Source organism: Mycolicibacterium flavescens, assembly GCF_001722335.1.
Classification (GTDB): domain Bacteria; phylum Actinomycetota; class Actinomycetes; order Mycobacteriales; family Mycobacteriaceae; genus Mycobacterium; species Mycobacterium flavescens.
The window spans coordinates 130,418-153,055 of record NZ_MIHA01000002.1; the positions used below are offsets into that span (position 1 = coordinate 130,418).

A 22,638-nucleotide genomic window follows, 5' to 3' on the forward strand; every position below is an offset into this window, starting at 1 on the left:
TTTCGCGACAGGATTGCAGTTTCGCGGGGCGGGGTCCGCTGATGCCGAAGCGCAGCGACCTCAACCACATCCTGGTGATCGGCTCGGGGCCGATCGTGATCGGTCAGGCCGCGGAGTTCGACTACTCGGGCACCCAGGCGTGCCGGGTGCTTCGCGCCGAGGGGCTTCAGGTCACACTGATCAACTCCAACCCGGCGACCATCATGACCGACCCGGAGTACGCCGACCACACCTACGTCGAGCCGATCACGCCGGCGTTCGTCGAGCGGGTGATCGCCCAGCAGGCCGAACGCGGCAACCGCATCGACGGGCTGCTGGCCACCCTCGGCGGGCAGACCGCGCTGAACACCGCGGTGGCGCTGTCGGAGAACGGGGTGCTCGACAAGTACGGCGTGGAGCTGATCGGCGCGGACTTCGAGGCCATCCAGCGCGGTGAGGACCGGCAGCGGTTCAAAGACATCGTCGCCAAGGTCGGCGGCGAATCCGCCCGCAGCCGCGTGTGTTTCACGATGGACGAGGTCCGCGAGACCGTCGAGGACCTCGGCCTGCCGGTGGTGGTGCGGCCGTCGTTCACCATGGGCGGGCTCGGCTCGGGCATGGCGTATTCGGCCGAGGACGTCGAACGGATGGCCGGCGACGGGCTGGCGGCCTCGCCGAGCGCCAACGTGCTGATCGAGGAATCGATCTTCGGGTGGAAGGAATACGAACTCGAGTTGATGCGCGACGGCCGCGACAACGTGGTCGTGGTGTGCTCGATCGAGAACTTCGACCCGATGGGCGTGCACACCGGCGACTCGGTCACCGTCGCACCGGCGATGACGCTGACCGACCGCGAATACCAGAGCATGCGTGATCTGGGCATCGCGATCCTGCGCGAGGTCGGCGTCGACACCGGCGGCTGCAACATCCAGTTCGCCGTCAACCCCACCGACGGCCGGCTGATCGTCATCGAGATGAACCCCCGGGTGTCGCGGTCGAGCGCGCTGGCGTCCAAGGCCACCGGCTTCCCGATCGCCAAGATCGCGGCCAAACTCGCGATCGGCTACACGCTCGACGAGATCGTCAACGACATCACCAAGGAGACCCCGGCCTGCTTCGAGCCGACGCTGGACTACGTCGTCGTCAAGGCGCCGCGGTTCGCGTTCGAGAAGTTCCCGGGCGCCGACGGCACCCTGACCACCACGATGAAATCCGTCGGTGAAGCGATGTCGTTGGGCCGCAACTTCATCGAAGCGCTCGGCAAGGTGATGCGCTCGCTGGAGACCAAGCGGGCCGGGTTCTGGACCAAGGCCGCCCCCGACGAGGACACCGTGACGGTCGACGAGCTGCTGACCCGGCTCAGCCAACCGTCCGACGGGCGGCTCTACGACCTGGAGCTGGTGCTGCGCAAGGGCGCCACCGTCGAGCAGGTGGCGCAGGCCTCCGGCGTCGACCCGTGGTTCGTCGAACAGCTCGCCGGCCTGGTCGCGCTGCGCGCCGAGATCGTCGACGCCCCCGTGCTCGACGGCGACCTGCTGCGCCGTGCCAAGTACCACGGGCTGTCCGACCGCCAGATCGCCGCGCTGCGACCCGAACTCGCCGGCGAGGTCGGGGTGCGCTCGCTGCGCGAACGCCTCGGCATCCACCCGGTGTACAAGACCGTCGACACCTGCGCGGCCGAGTTCGAGGCCAAGACGCCCTACCACTACAGCACCTACGAACTCGACCCCGCCGCCGAAACCGAGGTGGCCCCGCAGACCGAACGGCCCAAGGTGCTGATCCTGGGGTCCGGCCCCAACCGGATCGGGCAGGGCATCGAGTTCGACTACAGCTGCGTGCACGCCGCGACGACGTTGAGCCAGGCCGGATTCGAGACCGTCATGGTCAACTGCAACCCCGAAACCGTGTCCACCGACTACGACACCGCCGACCGACTCTACTTCGAACCGCTGACGTTCGAGGACGTCCTGGAGGTGTACTACGCCGAAAAGGCCTCCGGCGCAGGTGGACCCGGTGTGGTCGGGGTCATCGTCCAGCTGGGCGGCCAGACGCCGCTCGGGCTGGCCGAGAAACTGCAGGACGCCGGCGTGCCGATCGTCGGCACCAGCCCCCGCGCGATCGACCTGGCCGAGGACCGCGGCCACTTCGGCGAGGTGCTGACCGCCGCGGGGCTGCCCGCCCCCAAGTACGGCATGGCGACCAGTTTCGAGCAGGCTCGCCGCATCGCCGCCGACATCGGCTATCCGGTGCTGGTGCGGCCGTCCTATGTGCTCGGCGGCCGCGGGATGGAGATCGTCTACGACGACGAGACCCTGCACGGCTACATCACCCGGGCCACCGAACTCTCACCGGAACACCCGGTGCTGGTGGACCGGTTCCTCGAGGATGCCATCGAGATCGACGTCGACGCGCTGTGCGACGGGACCGAGGTCTACATCGGCGGCATCATGGAGCACATCGAGGAGGCCGGCATCCACTCCGGCGACTCGGCGTGCGCGCTGCCGCCGGTGACGTTGGGCCGCAGCGACATGGAGGCGGTCCGGCGGGCGACCGAGGCGATCGCGCACGGCATCGGTGTCGTCGGGCTGCTCAACGTGCAGTACGCGCTCAAGGACGACGTGCTCTACGTACTGGAGGCCAACCCGCGCGCCAGCCGCACCGTGCCGTTCGTGTCCAAGGCGACCGCGGTGCCGCTGGCCAAGGCGTGCTCGCGAATCATGTTGGGCGCCACGATCGCCCAGCTGCGCGAGGAAGGGATGCTGGCGTCGACCGGCGACGGCGCCACCACCGCGCGCAACGCCCCGGTCGCGGTCAAGGAAGCCGTGCTGCCGTTCAACCGGTTCCGCAAGACCGACGGATCGCAGATCGACTCGCTGCTCGGGCCGGAGATGAAATCCACCGGTGAGGTGATGGGCATCGACCACGACTTCGGCAGCGCGTTCGCCAAGAGCCAGACCGCCGCCTACGGGTCGCTGCCCGCCGAGGGCACCGTGTTCGTTTCGGTGGCCAACCGCGACAAGCGCTCGCTGGTGTTCCCGGTCAAACGCCTGGCCGATCTCGGTTTCCGCATACTGGCCACCGAAGGCACCGCGGAGATGCTGCGCCGCAACGGAATTCCGTGCGAGGAGGTGCGCAAGCATTTCGAGGAGCCGCGCGAGGGCAGGCCCGCGTCCTCGGCCGTCGACCTGATCAAGGCCGGCGAGGTCGACATGGTGATCAACACGCCCTACGGGAACTCCGGGCCGCGGGTCGACGGCTACGAGATCCGCTCGGCCGCAGTGGCCAACAGCATTCCGTGCGTGACGACCGTGCAGGGCGCCTCGGCGGCGGTGCAGGGCATCGAGGCCTCGATCCGCGGCGACATCGGCGTGATGTCGCTGCAGGAACTGCACAGCGCGCTGGGCTCGTGACCGGTTTCGGTGCGCGGCTGGCCGATGCGGTGCGCGGCCGCGGACCGCTGTGCCTGGGTATCGACCCGCACCCGGAACTGCTGCGCGCCTGGGACCTGACCGACGACGCCGAGGGGTTGCGGCGGTTCAGCGACATCTGCGTGACGGCGTTCGCCGACATCGCGGTCGTCAAACCGCAGGTGGCGTTCTTCGAGCGGTACGGCAGCGCGGGCTTCGTCGTGCTCGAGCAGACCATCGCCGGGCTGCGCGACGCCGGGGTGCTGGTGCTCGCCGACGCCAAACGCGGCGACATCGGCTCCACGATGGCCGCCTACGCGCAGGCGTGGGCGGGGGACTCGCCGCTGGCCGCCGACGCGGTGACCGCGTCGCCGTACCTGGGGTTCGGGGCGCTGCAGCCGTTGATCGACACCGCGCAGGCGCACGGCCGCGGCGTGTTCGTGCTGGCCGCCACCTCCAACCCGGAAGGTGCGGCCGTCCAGCGCGCCCGCGCCGACGGCCGCACGGTCGCACAGTCGATCGTCGATGCGGCGGCCGAGGTCAACCGGGAGCGGCCCGGTTCGGTGGGGGTGGTCGTCGGCGCCACGCTGTCTGATCCGCCCGATGTGAGCGCCCTGGACGGCCCGGTACTGGCGCCCGGGGTCGGTGCGCAGGGCGGCCGCCCCGACGCGCTGGCGGGCTTCGCAGGCGCCCGCCCCGGCCAGTTGCTGCCCGCGGTGTCGCGGGAGGTGCTGCGCGCCGGGCCGTCGGTGCCAGCCCTGCGCGCAGCGGCCGAAACCATGCGCGATTCGGTGCGCTATCTGGCCTGACGCCGACGCCGACGATCTCAGAAACACCGCGGGAAACAGCTGTCACATTCGTCACAACGCGGGCCGTGTGCGACACGCCGAAAGCGGATGACCAGCGAAAATTTTCTTGCGCGCCGCCGACGACCGGACCCAGATGTGGTCCAGGTCACGTCGTCTGCGCCGCGAAACGGCCCGCGTAGGCTCCGAAATACCTTGAAATGCAGCAATTTCCGGTGGCCCCAGTGCGCGATTTCGCGCCTGAAGGCGGTCGCGGCGACGGGTGCGCCCGACCCACTCGAGGGGTCGACACGCTGGGCTTTTGATGCCGAATGCGGGGGGTGGCGTTCGCTTTAGTCAGCCAGCGTGGGTACGGTCGTCGTCGCTGGCTGTTCCGGGATTTTCCGGGGCGGCTGAGGCGGTAATTATTGATGGTGATGAGACGGAGGAACCCGTGGCCCTTCCCCAGTTGACCGACGAACAGCGCGCGGCAGCGTTGGAGAAGGCTGCTGCCGCACGTCGAGCGCGAGCTGAGTTGAAAGATCGGCTCAAGCGCGGCGGCACCAACCTCAAGCAGGTGCTCAAGGACGCCGAGACCGACGAGGTCTTGGGCAAGATGAAGGTTTCCGCGCTGCTCGAGGCCCTGCCCAAGGTCGGCAAGGTCAAGGCACAGGAGATCATGACCGAACTCGAGATCGCCCCGACCCGCAGGCTGCGCGGTCTCGGCGACCGTCAGCGCAAGGCGCTGCTGGAAAAGTTCGACCAGTCCTAGGCGCAACAAGTTGAGCGCCGGCCGAGGGGCCGGACGGGTGATCGTGCTGTCCGGCCCCTCTGCCGTCGGGAAATCGACCGTCGTTCGCTGTCTGCGCGAACGCGTTCCCGACATGTACTTCAGCGTGTCCGTCACCACCAGAGCCCCGCGCCCGGGCGAGGTCGACGGCGTCGACTACTCGTTCGTCACGCCCGAGCGGTTCTCGCAGCTGATAGCCGACGGTGAACTGCTGGAATGGGCGGAAATCCACGGCGGTCTGCACCGCTCCGGAACCCCGGCGCGGCCCGTCCGCGACGCGATCGCCGCAGGCCGGCCCGTGCTGATCGAGGTCGATCTCGCGGGGGCGCGGGCCGTCAAGACGGCGATGCCGGAGGTTGTCACGGTGTTCCTGGCGCCGCCCAGCTGGGCCGAGCTGGAAAGCCGGCTGATCCGCCGCGGCACCGAGACACCCGAGGCGATGCAGCGCCGACTGGCGACCGCCCGAGCCGAACTGGCCGCTCAGGGCGACTTCGACGAGGTCGTCGTGAACAGTCAATTGGAGTCTGCCTGCGCCGAATTGGTATCCTTGCTGGTGGCCCACCGATAATTCCGCGCCGGGAGCGGCGCCGACGGGCCCGACAGCTATCGAGCACCCCGCTAAAACTCCAGGAGATTTTTTCGTGAGCACCCCCCACGCCGACGCGCAGCTGACCGCTGTGGACGACTTCGACCCGTCCGGCGCCGGCGCCTACGACACGCCGCTGGGCATCACCAACCCGCCCATCGACGAGTTGCTGGACCGCGCGTCGAGCAAGTATGCGCTGGTCATCTACGCCGCCAAGCGTGCGCGCCAGATCAACGACTACTACAACCAGCTCGGCGACGGCATCCTCGAGTACGTTGGTCCGCTCGTCGAACCGGGCCTGCAGGAGAAGCCGCTGTCGATCGCGCTGCGCGAGATCCACGCCGACCTGCTCGAGCACACCGAGGGCGAATAGCAACAGGAGCGGCCCGCATGGAGCCCAAGCGGATCATCGTCGGTGTCGCCGGTGGCATCGCGGCCTACAAGGCGGCGACCGTGGTCCGGCAGCTCACCGAGGCCGGCCATTCCGTGCGGGTGGTGCCGACCGAGTCGGCGCTGCGTTTCGTCGGGGCGGCGACCTTCGAGGCACTCTCGGGCCATCCCGTTCACACCGGCGTCTGGGACGACGTCCACGAGGTGCCGCATGTCCGGTTCGGCCAGGACGCCGATCTCGTCGTCGTGGCACCGGCGACCGCGGACCTGCTGGCCCGCGCGGTGGCCGGCCGCGCCGACGACCTGCTCACCGCCACTCTGCTGACCGCGCGCTGTCCGGTGCTGTTCGCGCCGGCGATGCACACCGAGATGTGGTTCCACCCGGCGACCGTCGAGAACGTCGCCACCCTGCGCCGCCGCGGCGCGATCGTGCTCGAACCCGCGTCCGGCCGTCTCACCGGCGCCGACACCGGTGCGGGCCGGCTGCCCGAGGCCGAGGAGATCACCACCTTCGCCCAGCTGCTGCTGGCCCGCTCGGACGCGCTGCCCTACGACCTGGCGGGGGTCAAGGTGCTGGTGTCCGCGGGGGGAACCCGCGAGCCGATCGACCCGGTGCGGTTCATCGGCAACCGCAGTTCGGGTAAGCAGGGCTACGCGATGGCCCGGGTGCTGGCCCAGCGCGGCGCCGAGGTCACGTTGATCGCCGGACATACCGTCGGCCTGATCGACCCGGCGGGCGTCGACGTCGTGCACATCAGCTCGGCCGCGCAGCTCAAGGACGCGGTGTCCAAGCACGCTCCCGACGCGCACGTGCTGGTGATGGCCGCCGCGGTCGCCGACTTCCGGCCCACCCAGATGCAGACCAGCAAGATCAAGAAGTCGGCCGACCCCGATGCCCCCACCCCGGCCATCGAGCTGACCCGCACCGAGGATGTGCTGGCCGGGGCGGTGCGGGCCCGCGCCGACGGTCAGCTGCCCAACATGCGCGCGATCGTCGGATTCGCTGCCGAGACCGGCGACGACAACGGCGACGTGCTCCACCACGCCCGGGCGAAACTGCGGCGCAAGGGATGTGATTTGCTCGTCGTCAATGCGGTGGGTGAGAATCGGGCGTTCGAAGTGGACAACAACGACGGCTGGCTGCTGGCCGCCGACGGTGCGGAGTCCGCGTTGGAGCACGGTTCGAAAACTCTGATGGCCAGCCGTATTGTGGACGCGATCGTGGCCTTCCTGCGGAGCGGCAGCGGGTAACTCGGATCACGCACACGGCTTGCGCGTAACCCTTGCGCGCGACCAGGAATTTGATGAACTAACTATCTCGATCGAGAAAAGCGGAAGGATCGCGCAGTGAGTGAAGCTCGGCTGTTCACCAGTGAGTCGGTAACCGAGGGGCACCCCGACAAGATCTGTGACGCCATCAGCGATTCGGTGCTCGACGCGCTGCTCGCCGGCGATCCCAAGTCACGCGTCGCGGTGGAGACACTGGTCACCACCGGCCAGGTGCACGTCGTCGGCGAGGTGACCACGGCGGCCAAGGAGGCCTTCGCCGACATCGCCACCACGGTGCGCGAACGCATCCTCGAGATCGGTTACGACTCGTCGGAGAAGGGCTTCGACGGCGAGACCTGCGGCGTCAACATCGGCATCGGCCGCCAGTCACCCGACATCGCGATGGGCGTCGACACCGCCCACGAGACCCGCGTCGAAGGCGCCGGCGATCCGCTGGACCTGCAGGGCGCCGGCGACCAGGGCCTGATGTTCGGCTACGCGATCCGCGACACCCCCGAGTTGATGCCGCTGCCGATCGCGCTGGCGCACCGGCTGTCGCGCCGGCTGACCGAGGTCCGCAAGAACGGTGTGCTCGACTACCTGCGCCCCGACGGCAAGACCCAGGTCACCGTGCAGTACGACGGCACCACACCGGTGCGGCTGGACACCGTGGTGCTCTCCACGCAGCACGCGGCGGGCATCGACCTCGAGGGCACGCTGACCCCGGACATCCGCGAGAAGGTCGTCAACACCGTGCTGGCCGACCTCAACCACGACACGCTCGACACCAGCGACTTCCGGCTGCTGGTGAACCCGACCGGCAAGTTCGTGCTGGGCGGGCCGATGGGCGACGCCGGGCTGACCGGCCGCAAGATCATCGTCGACACCTACGGGGGCTGGGCCCGCCACGGCGGCGGCGCCTTCTCCGGCAAGGATCCGTCCAAGGTGGACCGGTCGGCGGCGTATGCGATGCGCTGGGTGGCCAAGAACGTCGTCGCCGCCGGCCTGGCCGAGCGGGTCGAGGTGCAGGTCGCCTACGCGATCGGCAAGGCCGCCCCGGTCGGGCTGTTCGTCGAGACCTTCGGCAGCGAGAGCGTCGACCCGGCCCGCATCGAGAAGGCCATCACGTCGGTGTTCGACCTGCGCCCCGGCGCGATCGTGCGCGACCTGGACCTGCTGCGGCCGATCTACGCGCAGACCGCCGCCTACGGGCACTTCGGCCGCACCGACGTCGAGCTGCCGTGGGAGCAGCTCAACAAGGTCGAGGACCTCAAGGCCTCGGTCTGACGCCTCTTTCGCCGAGCAGACACAGAATCGCACGCATCCGCTGCGAATCACGCGATTCTGTGTCTGCTCGCGGCGTCTGGTGAGAGGCCCCGCGCCAGGTGGCGTTCCAGGCGCTCGGCGAGTTGGCGCGGATACCGACGCACGTCCTCCGCAATGATCGGCACCATCGTCCAGCCGCAGTCCTGCACTCCGCCATAGCGTTTGCGGTCGCCGATCAACTCGGCCCGACCGGCGTGCCAAGCCACGCTCTCGTATTCGGCCGCGACGCGCGCTTCGGGCCAGGCGAAATCCACTCGCCACGATTCTCCGTTGCGGCCTCGGATCTCGTACTGCAGCTCGGGCAGCGGCAGGCCGTAGTCGATCATCACCAGCCGGGCTTCGCTTTCCATCGCCGACTCCGCGCGGCCGTCCGCGTAGGCCAGAAGCTCGCGCACCGCGACGATGCCGCGACGACCGCGCTGCTCGGCGACCGCCGCGGCGAGGTCGGACGCGGTGCACCATCCGGAGTGCAGTGCGGCATCGAGGGTCGCGAGCGCGCGGGGCCTGCTGAGTTCCCGCGCCACCTCGACCGCGGTCCACGCCGGAGCGGTCGCCAGCCGACCCGAAACCCGTTGCAGCAGAGCCCCGGTGCGCTGATGAACCATCAGTCCGACGGTCGGTCGCATGCGCACGCCGGGGTCGAGGACGTGCACAGCTGAGGTGTTCTCGGTGTCGAATCCGTACAACCGGGCGGCGGTTCCCAGACACGCGACCGCGGGCTGCCCCATGAACAGATCGAGTGCGGCCAGGCGGCCCGCAAGTTCGGGTTCGGCCAGCGCATAGACGCCGTACCAGACTCGCACGAGCCCACCCTTACGCACTTGGACGTCGAGCTCCTGACAGGTCATCACGGCAAGCAGTTGCGACGTGGTTGCATATCCACCGGCGAGTGTCATCAGAGCGAGGGCGTCAGAGTTCACCCTCGAACGGTCGCCCACGCCCGCGCGATGCGGGAGGCCGTCGGCGCGGAATGTGGATCAATTGCCCCTTGGGGATAACCTCCCGTGCCGAGCAGACACAGAATCGCACGCATCCGCTGCGAATCACGCGATTCTGTGTCTGCTCGCGGTAGGGCGCTACGTGAACGCGTAGTCGGCGAGCGGGAACCGGCGGCTGCGCCAGTACGCCTCGAGCGTGGTCGTCGGCCGGATCGGCACATCACCGTTCTTGTCGAAGTAGTAGCTGTTGGCGTTGCGGCAGCTGTCCTGCCAGAAGATCTGCCGGTACCGCTTGCGCATCATCTCGTCGAAGTAGCGGTCGTTGGCGTCCTGGGTGACCTCAACCCGAGAAGCGTTGCGGCGCTTGACTTCCTTAAGACACCGCACGATGTGGTGGGTCTGCGCCTCGATCAGCGCGAAGTACGACGAGCCGACGTACCCGTAGGGCCCGAACACCGTGAAGAAGTTCGGGAAGCCCGGCACGCTGACCCCCTCGTAGGCCTGCAACCGGTGCTGCTCCCAGTGCTCGCTCCACGACCGGCCGGCCGCCCCGGTGACCGTGTACGTCGGCATCGCATCGGTGTCCATCACCTTGAAGCCGGTGGCCAGGATCAGCACATCGGCCTCGTGGGTGGCCCCGTCGACGGTGGCCACCCCGGACCCGGTGATCTTGTCGATCGGCTCGGTGACCAACTCGACGTTGTCGCGGTTGTAGGTCGACAGGTACGTGTTGTGAAAGCCCGGCCGCTTACACCCGACCGCGTAGTCCGGCGTGAGCTTCGCCCGTACCTCGGGATCGTTGACCTCCCTGCGGAGATACGATTCGCCGACCTTGGACATGTTCTTGGCCATCGGGTTGATCGTGAAGTACTGCGCGGGCAGCGTGAACGTCAGCTCGACGTAGGCCTGGCTGAGCAGCCGCTGCACGGTGTGCCCGCCCGGCAACCGCATCAACCGCCGCGCCAGCGTCGGCAGCGGCACGTCGAACTTCGGGAAGCACCAGATCGGTGTGCGCTGAAAGACAGTGAGCTGCTCGACTTTCGGCGCGATCTCCGGGATCACCTGCACGGCCGAGGCGCCGGTGCCGATCACCGCGACCCGCTTACCGGTGAGATCGAGTTCGTGATCCCAACGCGCGGTGTGCATGGTCACCCCGCCGAACGAGTCCACGCCGTCGATGTCGGGGAGCCGCGGGGTGATCAGCGCGCCGCAAGCGTTGATCAGGAAGCGCGCGGTGAGCGTCTCACCGGAGTCGAGGTCGATGCGCCACACGTTCGCGTCGTCGTCGAACGAGGCGCCGAGCACCTTGGTGCCGAACCGGATCTTCGGGCGCAGACCGTACTTGTCGACGCAGTGCTCGGCGTAGGCGCGCAGTTCGTGGCCGGGGGCATAGGTGCGCGACCAGTCCGCATTCTTCTCGAACGAGAACTGGTAGGAGAACGACGGAATGTCAACGGCGATACCGGGATAGGTGTTCCAATACCACGTCCCGCCGGGTCCGTCGCCGGCCTCGATGATCGTGTAGTCACCGACACCCGCCCGGTCGAGGTTGATCGCCGCGCCGATACCGGAGAATCCGGCGCCGACGATGATGACGCTCATATCAGGCACTGTCATAGGGCCTCCCCGTGCTGCTCACCTGCGGGTCACGGTACCCCGGACCTCAGCTGTCGCGACAGCTCCCAGGCGCTGCGTTCGACCCAGTTCGTCAACAGCTTGCCGTCCTCACCGACCGCCCAGACCGCGGTGCCGGTCATCGCGATGTCGCTGCCGTCCGCCTGGCTGCCCAGATAGCCGTTGTTCTTGCCGGTCAGCAGCCAGCGCGACGCCACCCGGCTGCCGTCCGCGTTCGAAAACGACTCCACGACCTCCAGGTGCAGATCGTCGACGACGGCCAGGAACCCGGCGATCCATTCCTTGAAACTCTCCCGGCCGCGGACGGTCTGCCCGCCGGTGACGATGACGAAGTCGTCGACGACGAAGCGGTCCGCGGCCGCCGGGTCGTGGGCGTTCCACACCTCGTCCCAGAAAGCGTGAACGATGTCAACGGATCTCGATGTGCTCATGGCGAGTGCAACGCATCGCGCAGCGCGCTCAATCCCCGATCGGTGGCCTCGGTGGCGGCGGGTACCACGCCCGCGTAGCCGACGTAGCCGTGCACGAGTGTCTCGGCGTTGTGTACCTCCACCGGAACGCCTGCTGCGGTGAGCAATTCGCCGTAGCGGATTCCGTCGTCACGCAGCGGATCGTGCCCGGCCACCGCGATGTAGGCCGGCGGCAGTCCCGACAGGTCGGCGGCGCGGGCGGGCACCAGCGTGGCCGGTGCATCGGACATGTCCAGGTCTCCGATGTACCACCGCGAGAAACCGCTGGCCGCCGCGGTGCCCAGGATCGGCGCGTCGGCGTTCTCGGTGAACGACGGCAGCGACAGGTCGAACGTCGTCGACGGGTACCACAGCAGCTGGAACGCGAGCGCCGGCCCGCCGGCATCACGGGCCAGCTGCGTCACCACCGCGGCCAGGTTGCCGCCGGCCGAGTCGCCGGCGACCGCGACGCGGTCGGGGTCGGCACCCAGGTCGGCGGCATGTTCGGCGACCCACCGCGTGGCCGCCCAGACGTCGTCGACGGCCGCCGGGAAGGGGTGCTCCGGGGCCAGGCGGTAGCTCAGCGACACCACCACCGCGTCCGCGCCGAGCGCATGGCGGCGCGCGATGCCGTCGTAGCTGTCCAGATCTCCGACCACCCAGCCGCCGCCGTGGATGTAGATGACCAGCGGCCGCGGTGACTCCGAGTCGGCGCTGGGCCGGTAAATGCGGATGTCGATGTCCCCGTCGATCGTGCGGTCCTCGCTGTGCACCTCCGGATGCACCGGGACGCGCGGGAGGTCGGCGAAGCGCCGCCGCGCCGCCTCCGGACCTCCCTCGGTTGTCAACTGAAACGGAACCGCCTCCAGTACCTTCAGCAGCATGGCGTCGATGGGTTCCGGGCTGGCCGGCTTCTCTTCGGGAACGGACATGAAGACACCGTACGGTCACCCGCGAACCAGGCTTCTGTGGGTGGCGGCCGGGACCGTCGGCGCCTGTTACGGGCTGTTTCTGCTGGTCACCGCGCTGCGGCTGCCCGCGGGCGCCGAGCTGACCGGTCAGTTCGCGTTGCAGCCGGCGGTGAAGGCGACCGCGGCCGTGCTGCTGGCGATCGCGGCGCTGGGCCACCCGGTCGCGCGGGAGCGCCGCTGGCTGGTCGCGGCGCTGCTGTTCTCGGCGACCGGAGACTACCTGCTGGCGCTGCCGTGGTGGGCGCCGTCGTTCGTGTTCGGGCTGGCCGCCTTCCTGGTCGCGCACCTGTGCTTCCTCGGCGCGCTGATCCCGCTGACCGCCCGCTCGACACCCCGGCTGGTTGCGGCCGGCGTCACCGTGGCCGCCTGCCTGGCGCTGCTGGTGTGGTTCTGGCCGCGGCTGACGGCCGAGAACATGGCGGTGCCGGTGACGCTGTACATCGCGGTGCTCGGCGCGATGGTGTGCGCCGCCCTGCTGGCCCGGCTGCCCACCCCGTGGACCGCGTTGGGCGCGGTGTGCTTCGCGGTGTCGGACGCGATGATCGGCATCAGCAAGTTCGTGCTCGCGCCGGCCGACACCGAGGCGTTGGCCGTGCCGATCTGGTGGGTCTACTGCGCGTCGCTGATGCTCATCACCGCGGGGTTCTTTTTGGGCAGGGCGTCGGTGCCGTCTGCTACCAATTCTGCGTGACGGGGCCCGACGGCCCGGCTCGGCCGGGCGCCACCAGGCAGCAGGCTGAGCACGAGCCGATCGCCCGGGTGCTGCCGATGCTGACGGTGCCGCACCTGGACCGCGAGTTCGACTACCTGGTCTCGGCCGAACAGTCCGACGACGCCCAACCCGGGGTGCGCGTCCGGGTCCGCTTTCACGGCCGGCTGGTCGACGCATTCGTGCTCGAACGGCGGTCCGACACCGACCATCAGGGCAAGCTCGGCTGGCTCGACCGGGTGATCTCGGCCGAACCGGTGCTGACCCCCGAGATCCGCCGCCTCGCCGACGCCGTCGCCGCGCGCTATGCCGGCACCCGCGCCGATGTGCTGCGGCTGGCGATCCCGCCGCGCCACGCCCGCGTCGAGAAGCAGCAGTCCGCGCCACCGGACCCGGTTCCCGCCGCCGCGGTCGACCCGACGGCGTGGAACGTCTACGGCCGCGGTGAGCAGTTCATCGCCGCGCTCGGGGACGGCCGCGCCGCCCGCGCGGTCTGGCAGGCGCTGCCGGGGGAGAAGTGGGCGGACCGGCTGGCCGAGGCCGCGGCGGTCACCGTGCACGCCGGCCGCGGGGTGCTGATCATCGTGCCGGACCAGCGCGACATCGACGCGGTGCACGCCGCCGCGGTGCGCCTGCTCGGCGAGGCGGCGGTGGTCGCACTGTCGGCGGGGCTGGGTCCCGCACAGCGCTACCGGCGGTGGCTGGCGGTGCTGCGCGGCGACGCCCGGCTGGTGATCGGCACCCGCAGCGCGGTGTTCGCCCCCGTCGCCGCCCTGGGGCTGGTGATGGTGTGGGACGACGGCGACGACACGCTGGCCGAACCGCGTGCACCGTACCCGCACGCCCGCGAGGTGGCGATGCTGCGGGCGCACCAATTGCGTTGCGCCGCACTGATCGGCGGGTACGCCAGGACAGCCGAGGCGCAGGCGCTGGTGCGCAGCGGGTGGGCGCACGACCTGGTGGCGCTGCGCCCCACGGTGCGGGCGGCCGCACCGCGCGTCGTCGCGCTCGACGACAGCGGGTTCGAACAGGAACGCGACCCCGCCGCGCGCACGGCGCGGCTGCCGTCGATGGCGCTGCAGGCCGCGCGCAAGGCCCTGGCGGCCGGCGCGCCGGTGTTGGTGCAGGTGCCGCGCCGCGGCTACGTGCCTGCGCTGGCCTGCGGGCGGTGCCGGGCCGTCGCCCGCTGCAGGCACTGCACCGGCCCGCTGTCGCTGCCCGACCGCGACGCCGCCGGTGCGGTGTGTCGCTGGTGCGGCCGTGCTGATCCGCGATTACGTTGCGGACGTTGCGGTTTCGACGAAGTCCGGGCGGTCGTCGTCGGTGCGCGGCGGACCGCGGAGGAACTGGGCCGCGCGTTCGCCGGTACCACGGTCATCACCTCCAGCGGCGACTCGATGGTTGCCGACGTGGGTCCGCGGCCGGCGGTGGTGGTGGCGACGCCCGGCGCCGAACCGGTCGCCGAGGGCGGCTACGGCGCGGCGCTGCTGCTGGACAGCTGGGCGCTGCTCGGGCGCCAGGACCTGCGCGCGGCCGAGGACACGCTGCGCCGGTGGATGGCCGCCGGTGCACTGGTGCGCAGCCGCGCCGACGGTGGTGTCATCGCGGCCGTCGCCGAGTCGACGCTGGCGACGGTGCAGGCGCTGATCCGGTGGGACCCGGTCGGCCACGCCGACGCCGAACTGGCCTCCCGCACCGAGGTCGGGTTGCCGCCGGGCACCCACATGGCCGCCCTCGACGGCACCCCCGACGCCGTCCACGCGTTGCTCGACACCGTCGATCTTCCCGATGTCGCCGAACAACTCGGCCCGGTCGAGTTGCCGTTCGGCGCCCGCCGGCCCCCCGGGCTGGCCGCGGACGCCACCGTGATCCGGATGCTGGTGCGGGTACCGCGCACCGCCGGACTCGACCTGGCGTCGGCGCTGCGCCGGGCGGTCGCGGTGCTCAGCGCGCGCCACGACCAGGATCCGGTGCGTATCCAAATCGACCCGCTGCACATAGGGTGAGTCGCGGAACCGGACCGCCGACGGACGGGAGGGTCGGATGCGGCGGCTGATCGTATGGTCGATCACGGTGCTGGTCCTTGCCTTCGGCGTGATGTGGCCGCTGGTGTTCACCGACGAGGAAACAGACGCCGAACCCGTCGCGGACCCGATGGTCATCACCGACTACCAGGCGGACTACGTCGTCGACGACGCCGGCCGCCTCAACGCGGTCGAGACCATCACCGGTTCGTTTCCCTCGGGCAGGCACGGAATCTTCCGCTACTGGGACATCACCAACCAGAACAGCCCGCATGTTCGGCAAGTGCCGCAGATCAAGTCGATCCTGCTCGACGGGCAGTCGGTGCCGTACCAGATGCTGTGGGAGGATGACGGGCGCTTCCGGGTCGCCAAGATCGGCGATCCCGAGCGCACGCTGAGCTACGGCGCGCACGAGTTCGAGATCCGCTACTCGATCGACGGGGTCCTCGACCCCGGAATCACCGGCGCGGACCGCACTTTCGCGGCGTCGACGGGGGCGCCCGACGAGGCTCCGCCGTCGGTCTTCTACTGGAACGTGATCGCACCGGCCTGGAACAACCCGATCAATCGCGCCGACATCTCGGTCACGCTGCCCGGTGAGGTGCCCGGCGCCCAATGTTCGGTCGGTTTCGGGGTGGGCCGCGAATGCGTGGGGCTGACCATCGACGGCAACACCGTGCGACTGTCGGCGCTGCGCCTCGCTCCGCGCACCCCGGTGACGGTGCGCGCGGGCGTCGACGTGCCGACCCCGGCGCGTACCGAATTGCCGTGGACCCACAAATGGGACGGCATCCTGGGCCATTCGCTGACCGGTCTGCTGTGGGTGGTGGCGCTGACCGTGGCGTCCGGTCTGGCTGCGCTGTGGTGGCATCGCACCACGGTCGAACCGTCGCCGGGGTTTCCGCTGCAGTACGCGCCCCCGGAGGGATTGGGGCCGGTGCAGACCGAGTACATCCGGACCGAAGCGATACCGAAGAACGGCCTCACCGCGACGCTGTTCTACCTGGCCGAGCGCGGTCTCGTCGAACTCCGGCAGATCAGCGACGGCAACTGGCGCATCCGCGGGATCGCCGAGCGGGGCGACTGGGCCGACGTCGACCGGGTCAGCTACGCGGTCGGGTCGGCGCTCAAAGTGACCAGCCCGGGTTCGGAGTTCGAGGCCAAGAAGACCGTCAAGTCCGGGCAGCGCCTCAACAAGGCCAAGACCGACATGACAACGGCGGCCAAGAAGTGGATCACCGACGAGAAGCTGCTGGTGAAACGTAAAGAGGAACTCTGGATCCGCGTCGGCAACGTCGTCGCGTTCCTGCTCATGCTGTGCGCGATCTTCCGCTGGATGTTCCCGACCACCATCTGGGCGGTGCCGTTCGCGGTGTTCTTTGTGCTGACCCTCGGCTCCTGGCGGGCCGGAGTGGGAACCAGGCGAACCGAGGCCGGCCGCGAATTATGGTCGCGCGCAGGCGGATTCCACCGGCTGCTGACCACCGATTCGGCTGAGTCGCGGTTCGACTTCGGGGCCCGCCGGGACCTGTACTCGGCGTACGTCCCGTTCGCGGTGGCCGCCGGGGCAGCCACGCTGTGGGCCAAGAAATACGAGACCAACACCGGAACGCCCGCACCTGACCCGGGCTGGTACCACTCCTCGCCGTCGACGACGACGGGATTCGTCGCCGCCTCCAGCGGCTTCGCCACGAGCTTCGACAGCTTCGAGTCGGCGCTGTCCTCGTCCATCGGCGCCTACACCGCGTCGCAGGCGTCGTCGGGCAGCGGAAGCAGCGGCGGGAGCAGCTTCAGCGGCGGTGGTGGCGGCGGGGGAGGCGGCGGTGGTGGCGGCGGCGGGGGAGGCGGATCATGGTGACCACGCTGCTGATCGTCGCGCTGGTGCTCGCGGTGTCGGCGTTCGTCTTTTCCGTGTTGGGCTACAACAAGTTGCGGGGCGCCGACGTACGGGTCGCCGAGGCGCTCAGCGGGATCGACGTGGAACTGACGCGGCGCGCCTCGCTGATCCCGAGCCTTGTGCACACCGTGGCGACCTTCGCCGCCCACGAGAAAGCCATCCTCGACCACGTCACCAACGCCCGCGCGGCGCTGGCGTCGGCGACGTCGGGCAAATCCGTCGCGCAGCGCAGCGCAGCCGCGAAGGACCTCGACACCGCGTTGGCGCCGCTGTTGGCGCTGGGCCAGGACTACCCGCAGCTGAAGTCCTCGGACAACTTCCTCGATCTGCAGCGCAATCTCGCCGACAGCGAGAACAAGCTCGCGTTCGCGCGGCAGTACTACAACGACGCGGTCGCCACCCTGAACCGGACGCTGACGACGATCCCGTGGATGTTCGTCGCCCCGCTGACCGGTGTGTCGGAGCGCGAGTACTACCAAACTCCGCGCTGAGCGCCGTCTCTAGACTGGCGCGGTGCGCATCGTCTTCGCCGGCACCCCGGAACCCGCCCTGCCCTCGCTGCGCCGACTCATCGAATCTCCCCGCCACGACGTCGTCGCGGTGCTGACCCGGCCCGACGCCGCGGCCGGGCGGCGCGGTAAGCCGTCGCCGTCGCCGGTCGCGCAGGTGGCGCTGGAACACGACATCCCGGTGCTGCGCCCCGCCAAGCCGAACTCCGAGGAGTTCGTCGCCGAACTGGCCGGATACGCACCCGACTGCTGCGCGGTGGTCGCCTACGGCGCGCTGCTGCGCGACGCGCTGCTCGCGGTGCCGCGGCACGGCTGGGTGAACCTGCACTTCTCGGTGCTGCCGGCCTGGCGCGGTGCGGCCCCGGTGCAGGCCGCCATCGCCGCCGGCGACACGGTCACCGGCGCCACCACGTTCCTGATCGAACCCGCACTGGACTCCGGCCCCGTCTACGGTGTCGTCACCGAGACGGTCCGGCCGAGCGACACCGCCGGTGATCTCCTTGCCCGGCTTGCGGATTCAGGTGCCGAACTACTGGAGCGCACGCTCGACGGGATCGCCGACGGATCCCTGACCCCGGTGCCGCAGCCCGCCGACGGCGTCACGATCGCCCCGAAGATCACCGTCGAGGAGGCGCGGGTGCGCTGGGACCTGCCCGCGCACGTCGTCGAGCGCCGCATCCGGGCGGTCACCCCGAACCCGGGCGCGTGGACCATGATCGGCGATCTGCGGATGAAGCTCGGTCCGGTCACCATCGACGACTCCGACACTGCCCTCGCACCGGGAGAGATCCGGGCCGACCGCACCGGTGTGCGGATCGGCACCGCGTCCGCCCCGGTCCGGCTCGGCGTCGTGCAACCGCCCGGCAAGAAGGCGATGAACGCGGCCGACTGGGCGCGCGGCGCGCGGCTCGACGAAACGGTGACAGCCGAATGACCAAGCCCCGCAGGCATCAACGCCGCAAACCGCTCGACCCCGCCCGCCGGGCGGCGTTCGACGTGCTCCGTGCGGTCACCGAGAAGGACGCCTACGCCAACCTCGCGCTGCCGGCGATCCTGCGCGACCGCGGAATCAGCGGCCGCGACGCCGCGTTCGCCACCGAACTGGCCTACGGCACCTGCCGCACGAAGGGTCTGCTCGACGCGGTGATCGCGGCCGCCGCGGGCCGGCCCACCGACCGCATCGACCCGGTGCTGTTGGACCTGCTGCGGCTGGGCACCTACCAGCTGCTGCGCACCCGCGTCGAGCAGCACGCGGCCGTCTCGACCACCGTCGAACAGGCCGGAATCGAATTCGATTCGGCGCGAGCTGGTTTCGTCAACGGTGTGCTGCGTACCATCGCCTCGCGCGACGAACAGTCGTGGGTCGCCGAGCTGGCGCCCGACGCCGAAACCGACCCGATCGGGCACACCGCGTTCGTGCACGCGCACCCCCGCTGGATCGGGCAGGCGTTCGCCGACGCGCTGGGCCCCGACGCCGGTGAACTCGACGCGCTGCTGGCCAGCGACGACGAACGACCCGCCGTCCATCTGGCCGCCCGCCCCGGTGTGCTGACCGCCGCCGAACTCGCCGAGCAGGTCGACGGCACCGTCGGCCGGTATTCGCCGTACGCGGTGTACCTGGCCGGTGGCGACCCCGGCCGGCTCGCACCGGTGCGCGACGGCGCGGCGCTGGTACAGGACGAAGGCAGCCAACTCGTCGCGCGCGCCCTGGCGCTGGCCGAACTCGACGGCGACGACCGCGGCCGCTGGCTGGATCTGTGCTCGGGACCCGGCGGGAAGACGGCCCTGCTGGCCGCGCTGGCGCCCGACGGGGTCACCGCGATCGAACCCGCCCCCGCCCGCGCCGAGCTGGTCGAGCACAACACCCGCGGGCTGCCGGTGCAGGTGCTGCGCGTCGACGGCCGCGACGCCGGCGTCGAGCCCGGCTTCGACCGGGTCCTGGTCGACGCGCCGTGCACCGGGCTGGGCGCGCTGCGGCGCCGGCCCGAGGCCCGCTGGCGGCGCCGGCCCAACGACGTGCCCCCGCTGGCCAAACTGCAGCGCGAACTGCTGGCCTCGGCGATCCGGCTGACCCGGCCCGGCGGAGTGGTGCTCTACGCCACGTGCTCACCGCACCTGGCCGAGACGGTCGGCGTGGTCGCCGACGCGCTGCGCCGCCACCCGGTCAGCGCGCTGGACACCCGTGCACTGTTCGACCCGGTCGACGATCTCGGCGCGGGCCCGTACGTGCAGCTGTGGCCGCACCGGCACGGCACCGATGCGATGTTCGCGGCCGCCCTCAAAGTAGGGTAGGCCCATGGCAAGACCCCTGATCGCGCCGTCGATTCTGGCCGCCGACTTCGCCAGGCTCGCGGAGGAAGCCGAGGCGGTGCGGGGCGCGGACTGGTTGCACGTCGACGTGATGGACAACCACTTCGTGCCGAACCTGACCATCGGTCAACCGGTGGTCGAGTCGCTGCTGAAGGTGACCGACATCCCGCTGGACTGCCACCTGATGATCGAGAACCCCGACCGGTGGGCGCCGCCGTACGCCGAAGCCGGCGCCCACAACGTCACCTTCCACGCCGAAGCCACCGACAACCCCGTCGGGGTGGCCCGCGACATCCGGGCGGCCGGCGCGAAGGCCGGGTTGTCGGTCAAACCCGGCACCCCGCTGGAGCCGTACCTGGAGATCCTGCCCGAGTTCGACACGCTGCTGATCATGTCGGTGGAGCCCGGATTCGGCGGGCAGAAGTTCATCCCCGAGGTGCTGCCGAAGGTCGGCACGGCGCGCCGACTGGTGGACGCCGGTGAGCTGACCATCCTCGTCGAGATCGACGGCGGCATCAACGCCGACACCATCGAGGCGGCGGCCGAAGCCGGCGTGGACTGCTTTGTCGCCGGGTCGGCGGTCTACAGCGCCGAGGATCCCGCCGCGGCGGTGGAGTCGCTGCGTAATCGGGCCGCAGCGGCCGCCAAGCATCTGCAGCTGTGAACGTCGAAGCCGCGATGCGGCTGGCGATCGAACGGTCCGAGGCGGTCAAAGGCCGGACTTACCCCAATCCGCCCGTGGGAGCGGTGATCCTGGACCGCGACGGGCAGGTCGCCGGGGTCGGGGCGACGCAACCGCCCGGTGGCCCGCACGCGGAGGTCCTGGCGCTGCGCAGAGCGGGGGAGCGGGCCGCAGGCGGCACCGCGGTCGTCACGCTGGAACCCTGCAACCATCACGGCCGCACCCCGCCCTGCGTCGACGCGCTGCTCGCCGCGAACGTGTCCGCGGTCGCCTACGCGGTCACCGACCCGAACCCGATCGCCGCGGGCGGGGCGGCGCGACTGGCCGACAGCGGGGTCACGGTCACCGCGGGGGTGCTCGCCGACGAGGTGTCACGTGGACCGCTGCGTGAGTGGCTTCACAAGCAGCGCACCGGAACCCCGCACATCACCTGGAAATTCGCCACCAGCGTGGACGGGCGCAGCGCGGCCGCCGACGGCACCAGTCAGTGGATCACCAGCGAGGCCGCGCGCGCGGACGTGCACCGCAGACGCGGAGTCGCCGACGCCATCGTCGTCGGCACCGGCACCGTGTTCGCCGACGACCCGACGTTGACCGCCCGCCTGCCCGACGGCACCCTTGCCGAACGCCAGCCGCTGCGCGTCGTCGTCGGGGAACGCGAGATCTCCCACGAGGCAAAGGTTCTCAACGACGATTCGCGGACGATGGTGATCCGCACCCGCGACCCGAACGAGGTCATCCGCGCGCTGTCGGACCGCACCGACGTGCTGCTGGAGGGCGGGCCGACGCTGGCGGGTGCGTTCCTGCGCGCCGGGGCGATCCACCGCATCCTGGCGTATGTGGCGCCGATCCTGCTGGGCGGGCCGATCACCGCGGTCGACGACGTCGGTGTGCTGTCCATCGCGCACGCCCAGCGCTGGCGGTTCGACGGGATCTCGCCTATCGGACCCGACGTGCGCCTGAGCCTGGTGCCGGCCTGATCGGTCAGTCCTCGGTCTCGATCGGCCTGTGCTCGAGGAAGTCGCGGGCATCGAAGGAGCCCAACCGTTTACGGAACGCCTGCACGGTGTAGCCCACCACGGTCGCGTCGGTGCCCGCGCGGACGGTGGCCGAGCGTGGCAGGTGGAACAGCGGGCCCATCTCCCCGACGTAGTCGCCCTCGGTCACCGACTTGAGCGTTTCCTCACCGCCACCGGGTGTTTCGCGCACAATTTCGAGTTCACCGCGGGTCACGGTGTAGATCAGGTCACCCATCTCGCCCTGGGTGAACAGGACGTCACCGGCCTCGAGTTCGACGGTCTCGGGTGGACGGTCGACCGAGGCGAAGTTCGGCACCATCTCCACCACCCGGTCGGCGAGCGGCAGGATCCGGCTGTCGTGGGTGGCGACCACCACCATCCGGTCGCCGGAGGCCAGTTCGCGGATCAGCTTGAGCACTTCCTCGACCTGGATGAAATCCAGGTGCGCGGTGGGTTCGTCGGCCAGGATGAGCGGCGGGTCCAGGGCGATCGCCCTGGCCACCGCGACCCGCTGCTGCTGCCCGCCGCTGAGGTCACCGGGCCGGTGCCCGAGGCGGTCCTGCAGGCCGACCCGCGCCAGCAACTGCTCGGCACGTTTTCGTGCCGCGCGCCGCGACAGCCCGGAGGCGCGCAGCGGCACCATGACGTTCTCCGTCGCGGTGAGGCTGGGCACCAGGTTGAACGCCTGGAAGACGAAGCCCACCGTCTCCCGCCGGTATGTCGCAAGGCTTTTCGCGTCCAGCGCGGTGACGTCGATGTCGCCGAAGGTGATCGAGCCGTCGGTGGGCGCCAGGATGCCGCCCAGGCACGACAACAGGGTTGTCTTCCCGCATCCGCTGGGCCCGAGCAGGATGACCAGCGAGCCCGCGGGCACCTCGAGGTCCAGCCCGTCGATCGGGCGCACCGCATGCCCACCGCTGGCGTACTCGACGACCAGCTTCTGCACCGACAGGTCACCCACGA

Annotated in this window: 20 protein-coding genes; 15 read left to right on the forward strand and 5 right to left on the reverse strand. The window is 70.1% G+C overall.

Annotated elements, in window-relative coordinates:
• The first annotated feature begins 41 nt into the window (after positions 1 to 41).
• From carB to metK, 7 genes are all read left to right on the forward strand, one after another.
• Positions 42 to 3,389, forward strand: coding sequence for a carbamoyl-phosphate synthase large subunit (gene carB, locus BHQ18_RS03110; RefSeq protein WP_069412118.1), 3,348 nt, complete (start codon positions 42 to 44; stop codon positions 3,387 to 3,389).
• A complete protein-coding gene (gene pyrF, locus BHQ18_RS03115; RefSeq protein WP_069412119.1) occupies positions 3,386 to 4,195 on the forward strand; it encodes an orotidine-5'-phosphate decarboxylase in 810 nt (269 codons plus the stop codon). The genes carB and pyrF overlap by 4 nt, the downstream gene beginning before the upstream one ends.
• A 430-nt stretch (positions 4,196 to 4,625) precedes the next feature.
• The gene (gene mihF / locus BHQ18_RS03120) at positions 4,626 to 4,943 is read left to right on the forward strand and encodes an integration host factor, actinobacterial type (RefSeq protein WP_003889986.1); all 318 of its coding nucleotides are present in this window, start codon (positions 4,626 to 4,628) and stop codon (positions 4,941 to 4,943) included.
• 10 nt (positions 4,944 to 4,953) lie between these two features.
• A complete protein-coding gene (gene gmk / locus BHQ18_RS03125; RefSeq protein ID WP_069412120.1) occupies positions 4,954 to 5,529 on the forward strand; it encodes a guanylate kinase in 576 nt (191 codons plus the stop codon).
• A gap of 73 nt (positions 5,530 to 5,602) precedes the next feature.
• Positions 5,603 to 5,920: a DNA-directed RNA polymerase subunit omega gene (rpoZ, locus tag BHQ18_RS03130; RefSeq protein ID WP_069412121.1), complete on the forward strand. Its 318-nt coding sequence runs from the start codon at positions 5,603 to 5,605 to the stop codon at positions 5,918 to 5,920.
• A gap of 17 nt (positions 5,921 to 5,937) precedes the next feature.
• Positions 5,938 to 7,188 (forward strand): bifunctional phosphopantothenoylcysteine decarboxylase/phosphopantothenate--cysteine ligase CoaBC, encoded by a 1,251-nt coding sequence (gene coaBC, locus BHQ18_RS03135; RefSeq protein ID WP_069412122.1) that lies wholly within the window; start codon positions 5,938 to 5,940, stop codon positions 7,186 to 7,188.
• A gap of 96 nt (positions 7,189 to 7,284) precedes the next feature.
• On the forward strand, positions 7,285 to 8,493 hold the full coding sequence (gene metK, locus BHQ18_RS03140; RefSeq protein WP_069412123.1) for a methionine adenosyltransferase: 1,209 nt from the start codon (positions 7,285 to 7,287) through the stop codon (positions 8,491 to 8,493).
• Between the two features lie 47 nt (positions 8,494 to 8,540).
• Here the strand turns inward: metK and BHQ18_RS03145 are convergent, their stop codons facing one another.
• From BHQ18_RS03145 to BHQ18_RS03160, 4 genes are all read right to left on the reverse strand, one after another.
• A complete protein-coding gene (locus BHQ18_RS03145; protein ID WP_069412124.1) occupies positions 8,541 to 9,452 on the reverse strand; it encodes a type IV toxin-antitoxin system AbiEi family antitoxin in 912 nt (303 codons plus the stop codon).
• 156 nt (positions 9,453 to 9,608) lie between these two features.
• Positions 9,609 to 11,087 carry a flavin-containing monooxygenase gene (locus BHQ18_RS03150; protein WP_069412125.1) on the reverse strand — a complete coding sequence of 493 codons (1,479 nt, stop codon included), beginning with the start codon at positions 11,085 to 11,087 and terminating at the stop codon, positions 9,609 to 9,611.
• 29 nt (positions 11,088 to 11,116) lie between these two features.
• Positions 11,117 to 11,536 (reverse strand): ester cyclase, encoded by a 420-nt coding sequence (locus tag BHQ18_RS03155; protein WP_069412126.1) that lies wholly within the window; start codon positions 11,534 to 11,536, stop codon positions 11,117 to 11,119.
• Positions 11,533 to 12,486: an alpha/beta hydrolase gene (locus BHQ18_RS03160; RefSeq protein ID WP_084293861.1), complete on the reverse strand. Its 954-nt coding sequence runs from the start codon at positions 12,484 to 12,486 to the stop codon at positions 11,533 to 11,535. Before BHQ18_RS03160 ends, BHQ18_RS03155 begins: the two co-directional genes overlap by 4 nt.
• Between BHQ18_RS03160 and BHQ18_RS03165 the strand changes: the two genes are divergently transcribed.
• The 8 genes from BHQ18_RS03165 (at position 12,485) to ribD (ending at position 21,636) form a co-directional block, all read left to right on the forward strand.
• Positions 12,485 to 13,216 carry a lysoplasmalogenase gene (locus BHQ18_RS03165; protein WP_205866031.1) on the forward strand — a complete coding sequence of 244 codons (732 nt, stop codon included), beginning with the start codon at positions 12,485 to 12,487 and terminating at the stop codon, positions 13,214 to 13,216. The genes BHQ18_RS03160 and BHQ18_RS03165 overlap by 2 nt on opposite strands.
• A 77-nt stretch (positions 13,217 to 13,293) precedes the next feature.
• Positions 13,294 to 15,240, forward strand: coding sequence for a primosomal protein N' (locus BHQ18_RS03170; protein ID WP_109789186.1), 1,947 nt, complete (start codon positions 13,294 to 13,296; stop codon positions 15,238 to 15,240).
• A gap of 37 nt (positions 15,241 to 15,277) precedes the next feature.
• Complete coding sequence (locus tag BHQ18_RS03175; RefSeq protein WP_069412129.1) at positions 15,278 to 17,116, forward strand: DUF2207 domain-containing protein; 1,839 nt, start codon at positions 15,278 to 15,280, stop codon at positions 17,114 to 17,116.
• Entirely contained in the window at positions 17,110 to 17,646 is a 537-nt protein-coding gene (locus BHQ18_RS03180; protein WP_069412130.1) for a LemA family protein, read from the forward strand. Before BHQ18_RS03175 ends, BHQ18_RS03180 begins: the two co-directional genes overlap by 7 nt.
• A gap of 22 nt (positions 17,647 to 17,668) precedes the next feature.
• Entirely contained in the window at positions 17,669 to 18,598 is a 930-nt protein-coding gene (gene fmt / locus BHQ18_RS03185) for a methionyl-tRNA formyltransferase (RefSeq protein WP_069412131.1), read from the forward strand.
• On the forward strand, positions 18,595 to 19,956 hold the full coding sequence (locus tag BHQ18_RS03190) for an RsmB/NOP family class I SAM-dependent RNA methyltransferase (protein WP_069412132.1): 1,362 nt from the start codon (positions 18,595 to 18,597) through the stop codon (positions 19,954 to 19,956). Before fmt ends, BHQ18_RS03190 begins: the two co-directional genes overlap by 4 nt.
• A 4-nt stretch (positions 19,957 to 19,960) precedes the next feature.
• Positions 19,961 to 20,638, forward strand: a complete 678-nt coding sequence (gene rpe, locus BHQ18_RS03195; RefSeq protein WP_069412133.1) for a ribulose-phosphate 3-epimerase — start codon at positions 19,961 to 19,963, stop codon at positions 20,636 to 20,638.
• Positions 20,635 to 21,636, forward strand: a complete 1,002-nt coding sequence (ribD, locus tag BHQ18_RS03200; protein WP_165614526.1) for a bifunctional diaminohydroxyphosphoribosylaminopyrimidine deaminase/5-amino-6-(5-phosphoribosylamino)uracil reductase RibD — start codon at positions 20,635 to 20,637, stop codon at positions 21,634 to 21,636. Before rpe ends, ribD begins: the two co-directional genes overlap by 4 nt.
• 4 nt (positions 21,637 to 21,640) lie before the next feature.
• Here ribD and BHQ18_RS03205 read toward each other — a convergent pair whose 3' ends face one another.
• Positions 21,641 to 22,636, reverse strand: a complete 996-nt coding sequence (locus BHQ18_RS03205) for an ATP-binding cassette domain-containing protein (protein ID WP_069412348.1) — start codon at positions 22,634 to 22,636, stop codon at positions 21,641 to 21,643.
• Positions 22,637 to 22,638 lie beyond the last annotated feature (2 nt).